The 19,865-nt window shown below is 60.4% G+C and carries 13 protein-coding genes and 1 pseudogene; 8 read left to right on the top strand and 6 right to left on the bottom strand.

Annotated features, from left to right (window positions below; translation table 11 throughout):
* Positions 1–169: 169 nt before the first annotated feature.
* The 4 genes and pseudogenes from SBC1_RS35920 to SBC1_RS35905 form a co-directional block, all read right to left on the bottom strand.
* On the bottom strand, positions 170–673 hold the full coding sequence (locus SBC1_RS35920; protein WP_165105412.1) for a pyridoxamine 5'-phosphate oxidase family protein: 504 nt from the start codon (positions 671–673) through the stop codon (positions 170–172).
* Positions 674–808: 135 nt separating this feature from the next.
* Positions 809–1,009: pseudogene (locus SBC1_RS35915) on the bottom strand (cytochrome c oxidase subunit I); the annotation flags it as partial.
* 224 nt (positions 1,010–1,233) lie between these two features.
* Complete coding sequence (locus SBC1_RS35910) at positions 1,234–2,433, bottom strand: NnrS family protein (protein ID WP_165989177.1); 1,200 nt, start codon at positions 2,431–2,433, stop codon at positions 1,234–1,236.
* Between the two features lie 438 nt (positions 2,434–2,871).
* Positions 2,872–3,342: an Rrf2 family transcriptional regulator gene (locus SBC1_RS35905; protein WP_165105420.1), complete on the bottom strand. Its 471-nt coding sequence runs from the start codon at positions 3,340–3,342 to the stop codon at positions 2,872–2,874.
* Positions 3,343–3,550: 208 nt separating this feature from the next.
* Here SBC1_RS35905 and hmpA point away from each other — a divergent pair, with 208 nt between their 5' ends.
* A complete protein-coding gene (hmpA, locus tag SBC1_RS35900; RefSeq protein ID WP_165105423.1) occupies positions 3,551–4,753 on the top strand; it encodes an NO-inducible flavohemoprotein in 1,203 nt (400 codons plus the stop codon).
* 425 nt (positions 4,754–5,178) lie between these two features.
* Here hmpA and SBC1_RS35895 read toward each other — a convergent pair whose 3' ends face one another.
* Entirely contained in the window at positions 5,179–6,717 is a 1,539-nt protein-coding gene (locus SBC1_RS35895) for a nitronate monooxygenase (protein ID WP_165105425.1), read from the bottom strand.
* Between the two features lie 312 nt (positions 6,718–7,029).
* Between SBC1_RS35895 and SBC1_RS35890 the strand changes: the two genes are divergently transcribed.
* From SBC1_RS35890 to SBC1_RS35880, 3 genes are all read left to right on the top strand, one after another.
* Positions 7,030–7,461 carry a universal stress protein gene (locus tag SBC1_RS35890; RefSeq protein ID WP_165106537.1) on the top strand — a complete coding sequence of 144 codons (432 nt, stop codon included), beginning with the start codon at positions 7,030–7,032 and terminating at the stop codon, positions 7,459–7,461.
* Positions 7,462–8,576: 1,115 nt separating this feature from the next.
* Complete coding sequence (locus tag SBC1_RS35885) at positions 8,577–9,218, top strand: methyl-accepting chemotaxis protein (protein ID WP_370469732.1); 642 nt, start codon at positions 8,577–8,579, stop codon at positions 9,216–9,218.
* 23 nt (positions 9,219–9,241) lie between these two features.
* Positions 9,242–10,642 (top strand): MFS transporter, encoded by a 1,401-nt coding sequence (locus SBC1_RS35880; protein ID WP_165105431.1) that lies wholly within the window; start codon positions 9,242–9,244, stop codon positions 10,640–10,642.
* Between the two features lie 194 nt (positions 10,643–10,836).
* Here SBC1_RS35880 and cobA read toward each other — a convergent pair whose 3' ends face one another.
* The gene (gene cobA, locus SBC1_RS35875) at positions 10,837–11,661 is read right to left on the bottom strand and encodes a uroporphyrinogen-III C-methyltransferase (protein WP_165105433.1); all 825 of its coding nucleotides are present in this window, start codon (positions 11,659–11,661) and stop codon (positions 10,837–10,839) included.
* A gap of 727 nt (positions 11,662–12,388) precedes the next feature.
* Here cobA and nirB point away from each other — a divergent pair.
* From nirB to SBC1_RS35855, 4 genes are read left to right on the top strand one after another with little or no spacing between them, the layout of a single operon-like run.
* On the top strand, positions 12,389–14,929 hold the full coding sequence (nirB, locus tag SBC1_RS35870) for a nitrite reductase large subunit NirB (protein ID WP_165106540.1): 2,541 nt from the start codon (positions 12,389–12,391) through the stop codon (positions 14,927–14,929).
* A gap of 31 nt (positions 14,930–14,960) precedes the next feature.
* A complete protein-coding gene (gene nirD / locus SBC1_RS35865) occupies positions 14,961–15,308 on the top strand; it encodes a nitrite reductase small subunit NirD (RefSeq protein WP_165105436.1) in 348 nt (115 codons plus the stop codon).
* A complete protein-coding gene (locus SBC1_RS35860; RefSeq protein ID WP_165105439.1) occupies positions 15,305–16,582 on the top strand; it encodes an NAD(P)/FAD-dependent oxidoreductase in 1,278 nt (425 codons plus the stop codon). The genes nirD and SBC1_RS35860 overlap by 4 nt, the downstream gene beginning before the upstream one ends.
* 13 nt (positions 16,583–16,595) lie before the next feature.
* A complete protein-coding gene (locus tag SBC1_RS35855) occupies positions 16,596–19,403 on the top strand; it encodes a nitrate reductase (RefSeq protein ID WP_165105441.1) in 2,808 nt (935 codons plus the stop codon).
* The last annotated feature ends 462 nt before the right edge of the window (positions 19,404–19,865 follow it).

Genomic DNA, 19,865 nt, shown 5'->3' with positions numbered 1-19,865 from the left:
GTTCGATTTGCGTGACGTTTATGCAGAAAATATGCATATCTTGTGAATCTTTATGGTGCCAATAGCCCCGTTTGAAGGGACTACGGGAAAAGGTGCCTAAAAAGGAGGGTGACGTTTTGTGCTTCTTCAGTAATGCATTTTTGGTTCGTATTGCGAAAAGGATCCTGCTTCAGTTCACGCACGCTCCAGATTCGGGCGCTTTGCCAGGCAGGTCACCTGCGCATATTTCGACAAGTTCGCTGTAACCAAAACCTCGCGCGTAGTCGATCACACTGACGACGATTGGCACGAGCTTGACGAAGACAACCTGGCCTGGCTCGGCGGGAGGTGACATGTCCCATGCTGTTGGGAAACGCACGAGCAACCGGTCCATCGCATGCGCACGTTCTGGCGAATCATCTGCCAGCACGTGTGCGGTCGCAGCCATGGAAAGACCTCTGATCTGTTCCCAATCGTTGTATGCCATGTTGATGGTCAGCGATACTTTGCTGCATCGCAGAATATTTTTGATTTTTTGACTGGTGCGTGCCGTGCCGAAGAAGAGAGTCAGCCCATCGCTGGCGTAGCCTATCGCGTTGGCTTGAGGGTAGCCGTCCTCACGCAGTGTTGCCAGAGAGAGATCACGGCCTGATTCGATGATCTCCAATATGAGTTGCCTCTGCTTCGCTTCCATGGATGTGTCTCCTTGCCTCGCGAAGCGGGTTGTGTCTCATCGATGGTCGTAGCTTCGCGCCACACCGGGCATGTTCGTTTGACCTAAGTCAAGTCGGTGCTGATCCGTTGTCGAAGGTGTGTTCAACGACAAGTGTTGATTGAAAAACTCGGACCGCATTATCTGCAGTCCCGGTTCAAACAGTTCTGCTCTGAGCATCATCCGCGTAACGCCCTTGAAAAGGAAACTGATGAATGCGACCAATATGTGCAGCGTGCCGATATCCCTGTGATGGGTCGCAAGCTGCCAGCGACGCCAGCCGTGGTGGTCATACGGCATCGGGATGGATACGCTCATGGTGCTGACGTTCCGGTCGGTGAGGACGATGCCTCCCTTGGCTGGTGGTTTTAAACAAACGTCACCGAAACCCGTCAGCGTTTGGCGGACACGCTGTCGTCAATCGTCCCGGGCGAACAGGACTGGCTCGTCTATGCGCCGAAAATGCCGGAAATCTACTATAGATTAGAATATGTCACAACGTGATTCAACGTAAAATAGTTCTTTCTGGCTAGTGGTTTTTGCTAACCAGGCTTGCCGTCTGCCCTTGGCGCAGTTAGATAGGGCGCATATTTCAGCAAATAAATAACCAGTGCCGCGAACCAGCATAGCCCCGCTGCATCGAGCCAGACTTGCGACGCACCGCCCCCTAGCCACGGTCCGAAGACGCGCAGAAGACCTGCCGCGATGATTAATCCGTAGCTCCCGATCTCCATCCAGCCCGCAACAAGCGGACGGCCGGTATGTCCGAGCGCGGTGCGGGTGATCATCGCGATGATGGCGCAGCCAATTGCACCGACGCTGAACGCGTGGAGCGCAAGCGTGTGCGGCACGGCGCCCATGGCTGCCAGCGCGAGCATGACGAATCCTGCCGGGATCCACGCATAGGCGACATGCAGAATCAAGAGAATGGGCCGCATTCCGACTCGCCACGAGCGCCATCCCGCAACCCTGACGCCATGAACCACCGCCGCAGCGCAAGCGCATGCCGCGATCAGCAAGGGTGGCGTCTGGAGCGCATCCGCGAGAAAGGTGACTATGACAACCGGTGCGGAGAGGGTCTCGATCAGTTTCCAGCGTTTTATTGAAAAACCGGGAATGGCATTCACCGTGAACATCGGTACCACGCGCCCCGCGATCACCGTCACGAACATAACTACGAGTCCGATCGCGGCGTATGCGTCGCGCAATGCGAGGTCGCCATGGCCTTGCCACGCCCACCAATGGAAAAGCGCGTTTAGTGCCCCGAAGAGCGCCAACGCTACAGGCAAGAATAAGTTGCGACGATTGTTCGCGGCGATCAGCACCCGCAACAACACGACGGCAACAATCGGCAGGAAGGCGGAATCCACGACTGCTGCGACGGGCTCCGGGCCGGTCCAGACAAGTACACGCCCAGCCGCCCAAAGGAGCCAGAGCCACGCGAGCGATAAGCCTCGTGGAGTGTCGAGCAAAGTCCACGCGCGCACGGCTGTGAGCAGAAAACCCACCACGATCGCGGCGACAAAGCCGAAGATCATTTCGTGAGCATGCCAGAGGAGACCACTCAGGGCTGCAGAGCGACCTGCGACGGGATAGCCCTGAAGGGCGAACAGCCAGAACGCGATAGCAAGCGAGCCGAAGAAGGCACCGCCAAGATAGAATGGTCGAAATCCGAGTCGAAGGACTGGCAAGTCAGATGCTTCTTGGCGTGGTGGATCGGCGACCGGTTCGGTGACTTTCATTGAAGCCCCTGTAAAACATTCTTTGATAATACATCTTAGTGTGTATTTGATTGCGAAGGGGAAAAATCCTTCGCGCTTCAGGTTCGATTGGTGCCAGATGGCGTCGGCAACACTTGATGACGATCGTCAATCGTTTTCGCTCGTCGAGCGACAATGCAAGCCGGCAGCGTTGACCGTTCGACAAACGTTTTGGACCGTATATGGGTCGGTTGCGCTCGCTGGCGTTGGTGACAGGTTTGCGCCAAGTTTGCGCCAAGGAATCCGTCGTTAAGCGCAAAACATTCTGGACCACATCGTTGAGTTTTCGCCGATCTCCGCTTATCGATGGTTTCGTAAGCGCTAGGTCGTAATGCCCTCCCTGGGCCGCGTCATGCCGTCTGATATGGCGTTGCGGCACTGGTATCGGGTGGTGCATGCACCCGCATGCACGATCGCGGTTCATTTACGGTGGTGGTGCACGAGCGGGTGAACCGCGGGGCCGCCTTTGAGCAACCGCGTCAACATGCTTCGTTCGGCTACGAGGTCTGCCAACGTGTACTTGTCGAGCACGTCGAAGTACGCACGCAGCGCACTGCCAAGCACGCCTCGCAGCCCGCACGCCGCGGTGATCACGCAGCCGTTGCCCTCGGTATTGAAGCATTCAACCATCTGAAAGTCGGGCTCCATCGTGCGCACCACTTCACCGATGATGATCTTCGTCGCAGGCCGGCCTAGTCGCAGGCCGCCTCTACGACCTCTCGACGTGGTGAGATATCCAGCCCGTCCGAGCAAGTGAACGATCTTCATTAAATGGTTGCGCGGAATACCGAATGCGTCCGAGATTTCCTGAATCGTGACGAGTTCGTCCGTGTGCACTGCGGCGTAGATCAACACCCGCAAGCTGTAGTCTGTAAAGTCTGTGAGGCGCATGGGGATCCAATAACTTGTCTGCAGATTATATCTTTGTGCGATCAATCGTTGTTCCCAAAACGGTAGTGATCCACGCTCTACGATCATTGATCTCATGGCGTTTGCTCGCTGATTGATCAACCGTTTCCATCTACTGCGACAAATCGCCTGCCTCGTTTTCAGACTTATTGATGTACTATAAATGAATCTTTAAACAACAGGATTTCTAATGCAACTCACCCCGACACAGGTACAGAAGGTTAAATCCACGGCTCCCGTCCTGGCTCAGCACGGCGCGACGATCACAAGACATTTCTATCAGCGGATGTTTAAGCATCATCCTGAATTGAAGAATGTTTTCAATCAAACGAATCAAAAAAGCGGTAACCAGGCCGAAACGCTGGCGCGCGCCGTATGGGCCTATGCGGCGCATATCGACGACCTCGGCGCGCTCGGGCCCGCTGTCGCACACATCACGAACAAGCATGTCAGCCTGAATATTGAGCCAGCTCAATATGACATCGTTGGCGAGCATCTGCTGGCGTCGATCGTCGAAGTGCTCGGCGATGCGTTGGATACCGAGACTGTCGATGCCTGGACGGCTGCGTATGCACAATTGGCAGGTCTGATGATCGGTGCTGAAAAGAAACTGTACGACGGCGCCGACTGGAAAGGGTTTCGTCGTTTCAACGTCGCCCGCAAGGTTCACGAGAGCGACGAGATCACATCGTTTTACCTACAGCCGGCCGACGGCGAGCCGCTTGGCAGCTTCAAACCGGGTCAGTATGTGAGTGTGAAGCGTTACATTGATGCACTCGGCTACGATCAACCGCGCCAATACAGCATGTCGGATGCGCCGCACGGCGACTATCTGCGCATCTCGGTGAAACGCGAATCAGGCAACGCGGACGCTTCGCCCGGTGTCATCTCCAACGTACTGCATGACGGTGTCAGCGTCGGCGATCTAGTCGAGGTCAGTGCACCGGCGGGGGTGTTTACGCTCGAAATGGATAAACGCACGCCCGTGGTATTGGTCAGCGGCGGTGTCGGGATCACGCCGATGATTTCGATGCTAGCCTCGCTCACCCAGAACCAGCAAGCGCGCCGAATTGTCTTCGTACACGCGTGCCGCGACGCCAGCGTTCATGCGTTCAAGGATTGGGTCAATCAACGCGTTGCGACGCACGGCAATCTAACGAAGCATATCTATTACGAAGCGGTTGGCGAAGGCGATGTTCGCGACGTCGACTACGATGCAGCAGGGAGGGTCGACCTGTCCTTGCTTGTCGACGATGAACTTGTCGCGACCGCGGACTTTTATGTATGCGGACCGATGCCGTTCATGCTTGCGCAGAAGCAAGCGCTCGAGCGTCTTGAGGTCGATGCGCCGCGCGTTCATACGGAAGTGTTTGGTTCGGGTATGCTCGATTGACCATCAAACGCGAACCGGATGATCACATCGTCGCCGTCTTGCCAGTTTCGTGGAGCGGCGACTTGATAAGAATTACTCAATTACAGTTGTCGAGGCGCCCATTGACGCGCGAGGGAGGGCGTAGCCGATATCGATGATATCGGTCGGCTCGCCTTCCAGATCGATTCCTGGACGCAGGCCTTGCCGAGATTGTCGAGGCTTGGGTCCAGCAACAGCCGATTGGCTGCGACCTATTTCACGCGGAGCATGACAGCGGGCTGTTCGAACGTTCCAAGCTCATAGAATGTCAGTCCCACAGGGCGAGGCGTGCAGGCGTGTCCGCACGTGCACGTATGTTGGCGGCCCACTGCGCCAGTTTTTTTCCCAGCGCATCGATATGTCCAGGTCGGTGGGTGAAGAATAGGGTTGTTTTCTTATTGTGATTGTCAGCCCTTCGGCGGTTCACGGTCGCCCGGTGCGGAAAGATTCGATTGGACGCGCCTGATGTTCGCCTCATGCGAAGCAAGCATGGCGGCAAAATCGTTCTGGATATGTTCGTCGCGGATTCCCGGCAGCAGCGTTTGTAGCTTGCGCACCACCCACTCCTGCCCGCGATTAAGAAACGCCATGCGTTGCGGCAAATCTCCGATGGCCATCGCCTTTTCATAGAACGCGCCGGTACGCCGGGTGGGCGTGCCATGTAGCGACAGAATTGCTCTTGTCAGTACATTGCACCAACGCGCTTCGTCTCGGCAAATGCTCGTCACGAGTGCTTTGACAGGCGAATCGGTCATCGCCGCCGCCGTTTGCGACGTCACCTGCGCGCCCGCGCGCTCGGCCTCCAACAATTCGTTCAGGGCCGCGAGTAGCTCATCCCGGCTCGCGTATCCCATCTGTACCTCGTCCATCTCGTCGGCAAAGCACACGGGGGAGGCCAGTGCCACAGATTCGTGCGCAGGTTCGGAGCCGCTTCCAACCAGCGCGGCTGCATCCGTCACGATGCGATGCAGACGCTCAGCCGCTCCGGTAATCGCGTTGACTCTTCCTGCTCCTGTACCGGCGTAGAGGGCCATCGCCTCGAAATCGCCCGTCATCGAACACAGCGGTGAGTCGGTGCTGAACAGATAGATCGGCCGACCTTGTTCTTCTCCGATTACGGTTTTGACAGTGCAGAATGGATTGCCCCGATGACCACGCGTGACGCTGTTGGGGAGCACGCGTACCCGTGCGCCTTCCGGCCAGTTGATGTGGAACGCGTTCGTCAGAAGCGTTTCATCTTCGGCGGCATCGACGATGCGTTGTTTGTGATACGTATGAGCGAAGGATTCGTCGGTGGCGATGAATGCGGTGCCGAGCACGACTCCCTGGGCACCGAAGGAGAGGGCGGTCGCAACATCGACCCCGTCTGCGATGCCGCCTGCCGCGAGGACGGGAAGGCTCGTGGCCGCCACGATCTCGCGCAGCAGCAGTCCGAGCGGTCGGTCGCCGCGGACATGGCCGCCAGCCTCTTGTCCTTGGGCAATCAGTACCTGCGCGCCGGCCGCTTCAGCGGCCCGCGCGTCCTCGATCGAACCGACCTGGTAGATCACCAGGATCCCCGCATCGCGTAGCCGCCGGATGACAGCAGGTACGACGTCCCAGAACAACCCGACGACTGGGACGCCGAGTTCAATGCAGGTGGTGATTTGCGCGTCTAGCAGGTCGGCGGCAGTGGCGGCCGGGATCAAGTTGACGCCGAACTTGCGATCGGTGCGTGTGCGTATTTGCCGGACCTCGTCGCGGATCAATTCTGTCGGTTCACGCACCATCCCAAGAAAGCCAAAGCCTCCGGCCAGCGTGACTGCGGTCACAAGGTCTGCGCGCGCAACCCCACCCATCCCAGCCAGCACGATCGGCCACGTGCAACCCAGGAGATCGCAAACGGGTCGCCACAAAGCGCTCACAACGCTATTGTCGGAGTACAGCATTTTGTGTTGAATCGACATGGCACTCTCCTATGCTCGGTGCAAGGCTGGAACGCGCCTCCCAGGTTACCGCGTAAATTGCCGCTTTTTATATCTCACAGTATGACATATAATTAAACTGAGGAAGGCAGGATCCGGAGGGGTGGTTGCCGGAGGAGAGCTTCCGGAGGAGAGCTTCCGGAGGAGAGCTTCCGGAGGAGAGCTTCCGGAGGAGAGCTTCCGGAGAGTCACACGGAACCACGCTGGACGCCCGGCCGGGGCTGATCAACATCGCCGTCGAGACGGGCAAGCTTTGGCTGGATACCTGCCGGCGCTTCCGTAAAGGAAACGATGATGTCCCCGTTCAATCGGATTCTGCTGTGTTACGACGCATCGCCGGAGGGCAGGACTGCGTTACGCTACGGCGCAATGCTTGCGAAGCAACTGCACGCCGAGACCCACCTGCTTTCGATTCTCGACTGCTCGTATTGGTCACGCGGGTTTGATGTCTTGTCCGCGGTCGACTTCGACCTCGACGAACAGGCTGCCCGTGAGATTCTCCAGGAGGGCGTGGACAAGCTCCGCGAGTGGGACGTCATTGCAACGGGCCATTTTGCGACGGGCAATCCCGTCGATCAGATTCCGCGCCTCGCCAATTCTTTGAAGATCGACTTGATTGTCATCGGGCATCATCCGGAAGGTTTTTTTGCGCGCTGGTGGACCGGGGAAAACCATGCCTTGCTGCTGGACCGCGTGTCGTGCGGGGTTCTCTTCGAGGTGGCCTGAAGAGATTGTTGGCTCCATTGATCGATGATCAGGACTGCTTTGTCCAGACACATTAATATCGCCGGTATGTGAGGGTTCGCCCTTCATGTTTCTCGCACTACTCACGGATGGGAGGGGTTAATTTCGATTTTTGCCTATTTCGTTGCGATTAGTAGATTTCCCAAATCCCTCAAGTTTGACCGATTCGTGCCGTTAGTACCCTCACGTATCGGAGCATCTCCAAGTCACCACTGTAGTGGTTTCAATTCACTTACTGAGGCGCCTTCGGCATTTGGGATCCGTGCGAGAGAGACCAACAACAATAATAAGGTTCATTTAAGGCACCCTCGGGGTGCTTTTTTTTGTGTGCCGACTAGGTCGATGCATCCCCCCGAGCCAAGAACATGAGGCGAACCTCAGGCGTCGCGTTCACTGCCGACAGCGCTATCGGTCCGGATGATGGGCCGTGACTGGAGCGCGATGCGCTAGTGGTGTGCGACTGCACGTCGTCACGCTGCTCGATGGTCCACCGGCTGACTGTGACGTTGCAGCCTGGGTCCACGTGGCGCACAGTCATAGTGCGGTGCATCATCGCATCGCACCAACTCAGGTCGCAAATCCGTGTTTCGCAGTGAGCGACAAACTATCACGTGCAGTGCGATGAACCTGCCGATTTTCATTAAATTCGACGATCGGGTGATACATCATTGAATTGCCGAGCCCCGCTGGGCTTACCAATAGCCGATTGGCGCAACGTTGGAACGTGCCGATGAGAGTACGGATGATCCGCGCCACGCGGATTTTGGCACGGCTATTGCATTGATTCGGACCGGGGCCAACGGAGGCCTCAGCGTATCGAATCTTCTCCGGCCGCTCATGTAGAGCGGCCACCAGGGACAACGGCGTCCCGAGCGTCAACTGTGCGACCGAGCAATCGGGGCGCGGTTGCTGCTCGGGACGCTTTTTTTTGTGCGCTCGATCAACCATCACGAGTCTCGTCCTGGTTCACGCTTTGTGATCGGGTCAACGGTCTCGGAATATCGGCCTCACTCATGAAGCAGTGGACAAAATCAAGCCGCGAAGAAATCTCAGCGCGGACCATCGGACAGCTCATCAATCTGTCAGGAAGGCAGCGGATGCTCTCGCAGCGCATCGTTCTGCATGTGCTGCTCGCATCACACGGCGATGGCGCCGCACTGACAGTGGTCAAGGACTGCCTGACCACGTTTGCGCAAACGCACGCCGACCTCGTAAGCGGCGATGGTCCGTTGACGGGCGTATTTTCGGAAGCCCTGCATCAGCTCTATTTCGGCACTCAAGGCGCAGACGAAAGGATCCAGCGATTTATCGCGCAAGCGCATCACGCTGTGTCGTGTCTCGAGTCGGGCACGACCGACGGTCGCGAGAAGACTGATGCACTCGTTGTTCAAGCGACGCCGCTGCTCGAACTCCTGCAGGAAATAACGCTCGCCTATCAACAGAAGATGCGCAGCGTCGAGACCGCTTCGCTCAAGCGTCAGAGCGACATCGCAGAGCGGCTCGGAAACATCTCCACGCAGTCCAATATCGTGGCCCTCAATGCGCGCATCGCCGCCGCGCGTGCGGGGCAATTCGGCCGGGAATTCGCGGTGATCACCACGGTACTCGCCGACATCATCAAGGAGATGGACCAGTTGATCCATAGCGTCGTCAACACGCATAGCGCCGACGAGGCGTCGCCTCGAAGCAGCGTTCGTCCGCAAGATCAGCACATCCGTGCTGATCGCGCTTTTCAATAGCCTTCGCCCCCAGAGAGAGACCCATGAAAAACCTGCTGAATTCGCTATCGAGCGGTAACTGGCGCGCGTTGCTTGCGTGTTTCCTCTACTTCGATACCGGTTTCACCGTGTGGGTGATGTTCGGGCCACTCGCGCCGTTCATCCACAAAGATATAGCGATGTCTCCCGCCGAACTGGGCTTCCTGGTTGCGGTTCCGGTGCTTGGCGCGGCCATCCTGCGAGTGACGCTCGGCAACCTGTATCAGGCCCACAACGGCCGGCGCATTGCGTTGATGGGTATCGCGCTGTCGGCTTTGCCTTCTGTCATCCTGCTGCTGTCGCCGTCTGCTCCGTCCTATACGTTGCTGCTCGTGCTCGGCGTGTTTCTCGGCGTCGGTGGTGCAAGCTTCGCCGTCGCGCTGCCGATGGCCGGAAGCAACTATCCACCCAAGGTGCAGGGCCTCGTGCTCGGGCTCGCCGCCGCGGGCAACATCGGCGCGGTGCTCGACGGATTCATGTTCCCGGACCTCGCAGAGCATTTCGGCTGGGCGAAAGCGACGGGCGCTGCGTTGCCGTTGTTGGCATTGGCAGCGTCAGCGCTATTCGTTTGGGCGAAGGATCTGGGACCCAAGTCGGGTAGCGCGTCGCGCGCGTTCGGCAGTTTCTGCATTACGCTCGCCGGACTGATCGCGCTCGTGCTGGCTGTACACGCGGGTGTCTTCGGCGCGGGCAAAACGGGCGTGTTGCTGCTGCCGGTGCTGGGTGCGCTACTGGCCATCGGGGTATTGCCGAAGCATTACCGCAGCGTGCTGGTAGAAGGGGATACGTGGGTGGTGATGCTGGTCTATAGCATCACGTTTGGCGGCTTCGTCGGCATGTCGTCCTACGTGACCACGCTGCTGGTGTCGCTGTATCAATTGCCGAAGCTGGAGGCGGGTCTGTTCATGTCGCTGCTCGCTTTCACTGGTGCGCTCGTGCGCCCGATCGGCGGTCTAATCGCGGACCGGATTTCGGGTGTGCGCGCGCTTGTCCTGCTGCTCGCCGGAATCTCTGCGTGCGACTTTACGTTCGCCGCGTGGATGCCACCGCTGCCGGCCGGGATTGTGCTGCTGGTGGTCACCTACCTGTGTTTCGGGCTCGGCAATGGTGCGACGTTCCAACTGGTGCCGCAACGCTGGAAGGGTAAGACCGGGTTGATGTCCGGCATCATCGGCGCAGCAGGCGGGATCGGGGGATTCTATCTGCCAGTCGTCATGGGGATGGCCAAGGAAAGCACCGGCAGCTATCAGATGGGTTTTGCGACCTTTGGCGTCATCTCGGCGCTTGCCTTCGCGCTGGTCGCCTTGCATCGCGCACGCTGGCTCACGTGGGCGTTGCCTGCAGAGAGCCTGGTCGTTGCGAACCCGATTCAGGCTGCGGGGGCGCGCGCTGATAGCGGTGCGTGATCTGGAGGGAGGTGTGTGGTCGTGCGCGCTGGTTTCAGGCCGGCGCGTGCATTCAGCGCGCACTTCGAACAGGCTTGGTCGGAATCCTCTGCACCTGCATTTGCAAGAAGGACCGCACAGGTTGAATGAACAATGGCGCGCGTCAGACGACGCGGGCCAAAGCCGTCTAACGTTTGGTGCTTTTAGCGTTTAGATCAGGCGCTGCGCAAAGCCGCATCGTGCGCGCCGCACCGCGCATGGGAAGAGAGCGGCAATGCATCGATCTGGCCCGCGCTTGACTCGTGTAGAGTGCACGCCATCGCCGCGCCGATCGCGTTGCCAACAAGGATAACGGCCGGGCTGCCAAGACCGGCGGCACGCGCGCTCGCGGCAAGAGAGTCGAGTGTCGCGAGCGCGCGCCGCTCGGCGGTGCCGCCCGCCGATTGAACCACCGCAGCGGGCGTGCTGCCCGGCAGGGTCGACATGAGTGAAGCACACAGGCTCTCGATGCGGCTCATGCCCATATAAATTGCGAGCGTCGTGCCGGCGGCGGCAAGCACGGCCCAGTCGGGTTCGCTGCCGTCGCGCAGATGCGCGGTGATGAACGTCACACCCTGACAGTGATCGCGATGCGTCAGCGAAATACCGAGGCCTGCCGCCGCGGCAAACCCAGACGAAATTCCATTGACGATTTCGTACGGAATCTGTGCGCGCCGCAATTCCGCCAGCTCTTCGCCAGCGCGTCCAAACAGCAGGGCGTCTCCGCCTTTCACACGCACCACGTGACGGCCCGCGCGCGCGTAGCGCAACATCAGGCGCTGAATGAACGCCTGCGGGGTCGACTTGCATCCGCCGCGCTTGCCGACCTTGATGACGCGTGCCTGCGGTGCCAGCGAAACGATCTCGGGATTGACGAGATCGTCGAGCAGCACCACATCGGCGGTTGCCAGCAGCTTCGCTGCCCGGATCGTGAGCAAATCGAGGTCGCCCGGACCCGCGCTAAGTAAAGTGACCTTGCCCGTGGCTGTGGTGATGTCCATATACGTCCTGATGCGGCTTGTTAGACGAGCGCACCGCCCAATGAAAAAGGCGTCCGCTCGTCGCGTTGAACGAGGGGACGCCGTTGTCCTGAACTTGTCTGCTTGTGCTGCGCGTGGGCGAATCACGCGCCACATGCAGCTTGCTTCTGTGCGCCGGCATCGTTGCCGCGCATGCAGACGGAGGCAATATCCACGCCAGATTGCGTCTGACCAGGACGTAATGCAATGACTCGACACGACGGCACGAACGCGCGCAGGGCGCGGCGGTCTCCACCAGACCGCGCACTTGCGAGGAAGTCGCCACAACGACCCGCGACGCCTCATGCAAGAAGACTCCAGGCCGCTCACTAAGGTTTGCTCAGGATCACGGCCAAAACCAGCCACCTTCATTGGACATGTTGCACGGATCATGTGCTGCACTGCACCGCCCTTGTGCCCGGCCGCATCAAAATGCATCGTCCTGCAGCGTCCTAACGTGCGCCAATATCGTGCAACGCCCGTGGTTAGGGCCGCTGAGCCGCATGGCACGCCCTTTGCATAATTATGCGTGGCAGACCAACGACGGTCCGGCCAGCATGCAGCAAAAGTCACCTCTTTAGCTAACGGGCTTTTGGACAATGACGTCCCCCGAATTCAGTCGCTTGACGACTGGATCCGCGGGACGTTTTTTATTTGCCGGACGAAAATCATGTCGCGAACCGCGTTGGAAATGAATGAAACCCCTCTCGTGAACGTTGTCGTCATTGGCCACGGGATGGTGGGTCACAAGCTTCTTGAATGCCTTGTCGACGACGCGAGGTCGACGCTGCACGTTACTGTGCTGTGCGAGGAGCCCCGACCCGCGTATGACCGCGTGCACCTGTCCGAATTCTTCGCGGGCAAGTCTGCGCAGGATCTGTCGCTCGTCAAGCCCGGCTTCTTCGAGCGCGAGAACGTGCTGCTCAAGCTCAACGCGAAGGCCGTGTCGATCGACCGCGCGGCTCGCACCGTGAGGATCTCAAGCGGCGAGACGCTTTCCTACGACAAACTGGTACTCGCCACCGGCTCCTCGCCATTCGTGCCGCCCATCACGGGCAACGACCGTAAGGACTGCTTCGTCTACCGTACCATCGAAGATCTCGAAGCGATGCAGGCTTGCGGTGTGCGGGCCAAGACGGGCGTGGTGGTGGGCGGCGGCTTGCTTGGGCTCGAATGCGCGAAGGCGCTGCACGACATGGGACTCACGGCGCACGTCGTCGAGTTTGCGCCGCGCCTGATGGCGGTGCAGGTCGACGATGGCGGCGCACGGGTGCTGCGCGGCAAGATCGAGGAACTGGGTGTGCAGGTCCACACCAGCAAGCAGACGCTCGAGATTGTCGACGGCGAGTCGGGCACGCACCGCATGCAGTTCGCCGACGGCACGCACCTCGACACCGACATGATCGTGTTCTCCGCGGGCATTCGTCCACGCGATGAGATCGCGCGCACCTGCGGCCTCGAACTGGGTCCGCGCGGCGGCATCGCGATCGACGATACCTGCCGCACGAGCGACTCCGACATCTACGCAATCGGCGAATGCGCGGCCTGGAACGGCATGGTGTATGGGCTCGTCGCGCCTGGCTATGAGATGGCCCGCGTCACAGCGAAGCACTTGCTGGGCGATCAGGCCGGTTTTGGCGGTGCGGACATGAGCACCAAGCTCAAGCTGATGGGCGTGGATGTCGCGAGCATCGGTGATGCGCACGGCAAGACGCCGGGCAGCCGCACATACCAGTTCAGTGACGAGCGCAAACAGGTCTACAAGAAGCTGGTGGTGTCGGAGTGCGGCAAGCAACTGCTCGGCGCCGTGATGGTGGGCGACGCGGCCGAATACGGCACGCTGCTGCAGATGATGCTCAACCGCATCGAGTTGCCCGACGCGCCTGAATTCCTGATCCTGCCGCAAAGCGACGGCAAGGCCAAGCCGGGGCTCGGGGTCGATGCGCTGCCCGAGACCGCGCAGATCTGCTCATGCAACAACGTCTCCAAAGGCGAAATCTGCGCAGCGGTATGTACGGGCGCGACCAGTATCGGTGCAGTGAAGAGCGCGACGTGCGCCGGCACTTCGTGCGGCGGCTGCGTGCCGCTCGTCACGCAGGTGATGAAGGCCGAGATGAAGAAGCAGGGGCTCGCGGTCAACAACCACCTGTGCGAGCACTTTCCGTACTCGCGCCAGGAGCTGTATCACATTGTGCGCGTCGAGCGTATCAAGGCCTTTAGCGCGCTTCTGGAAAAGCATGGGCACGGCCTGGGCTGCGACGTCTGCAAGCCCGCCGTCGCCGGGATTCTCGCTTCGTGCTGGAACGAGTTCGTGCTGAAGAAGGAACATGCAGGCTTGCAGGACTCGAACGACTACTACCTCGCCAACATCCAGCGCGACGGCACCTACTCGGTCGTGCCACGCATGCCCGGCGGCGAGGTCACGCCCGAAGGCCTCATCGCAGTCGGCCAGGTGGCGAAGAAATACGGGCTCTATACAAAGATCACCGGCGGCCAGCGCGTCGACCTGTTCGGCGCGCGGGTGGATCAGTTGCCGCTGATCTGGGAAGAACTGATCGCGGCCGGCTTCGAATCGGGTCATGCGTACGGCAAATCGCTGCGCACCGTGAAGTCGTGTGTAGGCTCGACGTGGTGCCGCTACGGCGTCGGTGACTCGGTTGGGCTCGCCGTGGTCCTGGAAAACCGCTACAAGGGCCTGCGTTCGCCGCACAAGCTCAAGTTCGGCGTGTCAGGCTGCACCCGCGAATGCGCTGAAGCCCAAGGCAAGGACGTCGGCATCATCGCCACCGAAAAGGGCTGGAATCTTTATGTGTGCGGCAACGGCGGGATGAAGCCGCGCCACGCCGAAATGCTCGCAGCGGATCTTGATCGCGAGACGCTGGTGCGCTACATCGACCGCTTTCTGATGTTCTATGTACGCACGGCCGACCGTCTGCAGCGCACGAGCGTCTGGCGCGACAATCTCGAGGGCGGCCTCGAATATCTGATCGACGTCGTGGTGCACGACAAGCTGGGACTCGCCGCGGAGTTGGAAGTGGAGATGCAGCACGTGGTCAGTACCTACGAGTGCGAGTGGAAGAAAGCCGTGACCGATCCCGAGACCCGCAAGCGCTTCCGCCATTTCGTCAACAGCGACAAGGTCGACGAGAACGTGACCTTTGTCGAGGAGCGCGGCCAGATCCGTCCCGCCACGCCTTCCGAGCGGCAAGCGAAACAGTTCCCCGTTCCCGTGGTCGTCGAGACCGTTTGAACATCCAGCCACTTACCTCGAGGAACTCATCATGAACAACGATCGAATCACGCAATCCTGGGTGAAGGTGTGCGCGCTCGGCGACATCGTGCCCAATACCGGCGTGTGCGCGCTCGTGAACGGCGCACAGGTGGCGGTGTTCCATGTCGCGGGCGGCGAGGGCAGCGTGTACGCGATCCAGAACTACGATCCGTGTTCGCAGGCAGCGGTGCTTTCGCGCGGGTTGATCGGCAACCTCGGTGAGCGCATCGTGGTTGCCTCGCCAATCTACAAGCAACATTTCGATCTGCGCACCGGCGAGTGCCTCGAGGCGCCCGAGCATTCGGTCAGCGCCTATCCGGTGCGCGTCGAGAGCGGCAAGGTATGGGTCGCTGCATGAGGCGCGAATACGCCGCGCAGACCTCAGGAGGCGCATCGTTCACCGCGCCTTCCCACCCGCGCCCGCGTCTCGTTGTCGTCGGCAATGGCATGGCTGGCATGCGCACTGTCGAGGAACTGCTCGAGCTTGCGCCGGACCTCTATGACATCACCGTATTCGGCGCCGAGCCGTACGGCAACTACAACCGCATCCTGCTTTCGCCAGTGCTCGCGGGCGAGAAGAGTGTCGATGACATTATCCTCAACACGCGTGACTGGTACGAAGATAACGGTATCCGACTGCATGCGGGCGATCCTGTGGTCGCGATCGACCGCACGCGCCGAGTCGTACGCTCGCGAGGCGGCGTCGAGGTGGGCTATGACCGGCTGCTGCTCGCGACCGGCTCGAAGCCGTTCCTGATTCCGGTGCCGGGTCATGAATTGCCCGGGGTGATCGCCTTTCGCGATATCCAGGATGTCGAAACGATGCTCACCGCGGCGCGTCATCATCGTCATGCGGTGATCATCGGCGGCGGCCTGCTCGGCCTGGAGGCGGCGAACGGACTCCTGCGCCAAGGCATGTCAGTGACCGTTGTACACGTCATGGACAGCCTGATGGAGCGGCAGCTCGACAGGAGCGCTTCGGCCCTGCTGCAACAGGCGCTGGAGCGCAAGGGGCTACGTTTCCTGCTGAGCGCCCGCACGACGGAGATCGTCGGGTCGGATCGCGTCACCGCGGTGCGCTTTGACGATGGCACTGAGATTCCTGCTGACCTCGTTGTGATGACGGCCGGGGTGCGCCCGAACATTGAGCTCGCTCAACAGGCTGGTCTGCACTGCGAGCGTGCGGTTGTCGTCGATGACACGATGCAGACCTACGATCCGCGCATCTACGCTGTCGGCGAATGCGTGCAACACCGGATGGCGACTTTCGGCCTGGTAGCACCGATCTGGGACCAGGCACGCGTGTGCGGGGCGCACTTGGCGGGCGCGGGCCACCGCCGTTTCGTGCAGAGCGCTACCGCGACCAAGCTGAAGGTCACCGGGGTCGACCTGTACTCCGCTGGCGACTTCATCGGTGGCCCAGGTAGTGAAGACCTGGTGCTGCGAGATCCGCGCCGCGGCGTCTACAAGCGTCTGGTGATCGAGGGTAGCCGCGTGATCGGCGCAGTCCTTTACGGGGATGTCAAGGACGGAGCATGGTACTTCGAGCTGATCCAGAACCGGACCGACATTTCTGCACTGCGCAGCCAGCTGCTGTTCGGCAAGGCACTATGCGAGGCTCAGCCCGCATGAACCGGAACCGAACGTGAATTTCCCCATTGTCATTTCCAGGGCGCCAGAAGGGAACCGCGACGCTGTGCGCACCACCTGTCCGTACTGCGGCGTCGGCTGCGGCGTTCGCGCGACTGCGCGCCCGGATGGCCAGCTTGACATTGCCGGCGACGAACTCCACCCAGCGAACTACGGCCGGCTGTGTGTGAAAGGCTCGGCGCTCGGCGAAACAATCGGGCTCGACGGACGCCTGCTGCATCCGAAGCTGCGCGAGCCGGCCAGCGGCGCATTGCGCGACGTGTCTTGGAGCGATGCGCTCGATGCGGTCGCTGGCGGCTTTCGCCGGGTCATCGATCAGCACGGCCCGGATGCCGTCGCGCTCTACGTCTCAGGGCAGTTGTTGACCGAGGACTACTACGTCGCAAACAAGCTGATGAAGGGCTATGTCGGCAGCGCGAACATCGATACCAATTCGCGCTTGTGCATGTCATCGTCGGTCGCTGGGCACAAGCGAGCGTTCGGTGAGGACCTGGTGCCGGTGTGCTACGAGGACCTCGAACTGGCGGACCTCGTTGTGCTGGTCGGGTCGAATACGGCGTGGTGCCATCCGATCCTCTTCCAGCGAATCATCAAGATGAAGGAAACGCGGCCCAATATGAAGGTGGTCGTGATCGACCCGCGCTATACCGCGACCTGTGAAATGGCTGACCTGCACCTGCCGCTGAAGGCGGGCACCGACGTCTGGCTGTTCAACGGCTTGCTCAGTTTTCTCGCGGAACATGGCGCGAGCGCTGCCGGTTTCGTCGACGCACACACGACCGGCTATGCGCAGGCGCTCGATGCCGCGTCAGCCGGCGCAGCGAATGGCTTTGACCTTGGGCAGTGCGCCAAGGCCTGCAAAGTCGACACGCACGATCTCCTCGAGTTCTATCGACTCTTCGCGCGGACCGAGCGGGTGGTGACGGTGTATTCACAAGGCGTGAACCAGTCCACCTCTGGCACAGACAAGGTCAACAGCATTATCAATTGCCATCTGCTGACCGGCCGTATCGGCAAACCAGGGATGGGGCCGTTCTCGGTCACCGGACAGCCAAACGCGATGGGTGGGCGTGAGGTTGGCGGTCTCGCGAACATGCTGGCCGCACATCTGGAACTCGACAACCCTGGGCATCGCGAACTGGTCCAGATATTCTGGGGAGCACCTGCCATCGCCTCGCGGCCGGGACTCAAGGCAGTCGAACTCTTCGAGGCGATCGAGCAAGGCAGGATCAAGGCGGTCTGGATCATGGGCACGAACCCAGTCGTGAGCCTGCCCGACGGCGACCAGGCAAAGCGCGCGCTCGCGCGCTGCGAACTCGTTGTCAGTTCCGACATTGTTGAGAACACCGACACCAATGCGTTTGCCCATATCCTGCTGCCGGCGCTCGGCTGGGGAGAAAAGGACGGCACCGTCACCAACTCCGAGCGCAGGATCTCGCGCCAGCGTTCGTTCCTTCCGGCGCCCGGAGAAGCACGCGCTGACTGGAGGATCATCTGCGACGTTGCGCAGCGGATGGGCTATGCGGGCTTCGATTTCTCTGGCCCGCACGAGATTTTCGATGAGCACGCGCGGCTGAGCGCCTGGCGCAACGAGGGTGGCCAGATCGCTAACGGAATTGGCGACGAGCTGATCGAGGGCAGCGTGCGCCGCGCGTTCAACTTGGCTGGCCTCGTCGGCCTCGGTCGCGAACGTTACGACGCGTTGCAGCCCGTCCAGTGGCCAGTTCTCGCGACGAAAGACGCGGCCGTGCATGGCACAGCGCGGCTGTTCGGCGATCGCCGCTATAGCCACGCTGATGGCAAGGCGCGTTTCGTCGCGACGCCGCCACGCACTCCGGCCAACGCACCGGATGACGAATATCCGCTGACGTTGAACACTGGCCGGATACGTGACCAATGGCACACAATGACCCGCACGGGTAAGTCGGAAAAGCTGGCAGGTCATGTGACGGAAGCGTTTGTCGACATGCATCCACAGGATGCACTGTCGTGCGGTGTGCGTGAAGGTGAACTGGCATGCGTATCGAGCCGCTGGGGTGCGATGGTCGCACGCGTGCAGCATGGTGGCGGCATGTCGCGCGGCAGCGTGTTTGTGCCGATTCACTGGAACGATCAGGTCGCCTCCGACGCTCGCGTCGGTGCAGTGGTGAATCCGGCGGTCGATCCGGTCTCCGGGGAGCCCGAGTTCAAACATACGCCGGTTCGCGTTGACAAGTTTCACGTCTCCTGGCACGGGTTCTCGCTGAGCCGCCACGCCCCGGTACTGGACGGTGTCACGTACTGGACCCGTGTTTATGGCGCGCAGTTCGTGCGCTACGAGCTCGCGGGTCGCAACCCGCTCAACGCAGACGAGGATCATGGCAGTTGGGCGCGCGCGCTGTTCAGCATTGATGATCCGCACGCCGACTGGCTCGAGTATGAGGACCGCACGGCGGGTATCTATCGCGCCGTGCACTTGGTCGGCGATCGTATCGAAAACTGCGTCTTCGTATCAGCGCGTCCAGAGTTGCCGGCGCGTGCGTGGCTCGCGAGCCTGTTTGCAAAGTACAAGCTCGACGAGGAGGACCGCGTCGGTCTGTTGCTCGGCCAGCCGATCGGCAAGGGCGCCGATACGGGACCCATAGTCTGCTCGTGCTTCGGTGTCGGGCGCAACACGATCTGCGCGGCGATTCGCGAGCAGGGGCTAAAGACCGCTGCGGAGATTACCGCGTGCGTGAAAGCCGGCGGAAACTGCGGGTCCTGCGTGCCGGAACTGAAGAAGCTGCTGGTCGACACCGAACTGGCGCGGTTAAGCAGCGTCTGAATCGACCACAAACCTGCAGCATCGTACGAACGCGACACAACGCCCGATTGATCTTGCCAAGCTCTGAATGGGGAGTAATCAATGCCATGATGAAGAAGCTTCTGTCCGTAATAATTGGGATCAATCCGGGCGGTAATTTCCCGGACCGAAACGACGCCGGGAAGGTCATGTCTTCAAGTACCGACGGCGGCGCTGAGGCACACCTTCGACATACGGCCGATCTCCGCCCCGCACACTTGCGCGGAAGAAGGCGGCATGAACGTTCACGGCGCCGCACGCATTATTAGTGCAGGTCGCTGCGGCATCAATGTATCGGGGCTGCTGAACGACCACCGGTTGCATGCCTGCCGCTGCGGTGCGACAGGCTGCCGCCAGTCCATGGTTGGGGATGTTGCCTGAGCGTTGCTGCGCAAACGTGCCGGATTTGCCTCCGCGCATTGTTCACGTGCGTGTGGGTCTTCG

Origin of the sequence: Caballeronia sp. SBC1 (assembly GCF_011493005.1) — a bacterium.
Taxonomy (GTDB): Bacteria; Pseudomonadota; Gammaproteobacteria; order Burkholderiales; family Burkholderiaceae; genus Caballeronia.
The sequence above is the reverse complement of the archived record's forward strand: the minus strand, read 5'-3'. Positions and strand labels throughout refer to the sequence as shown.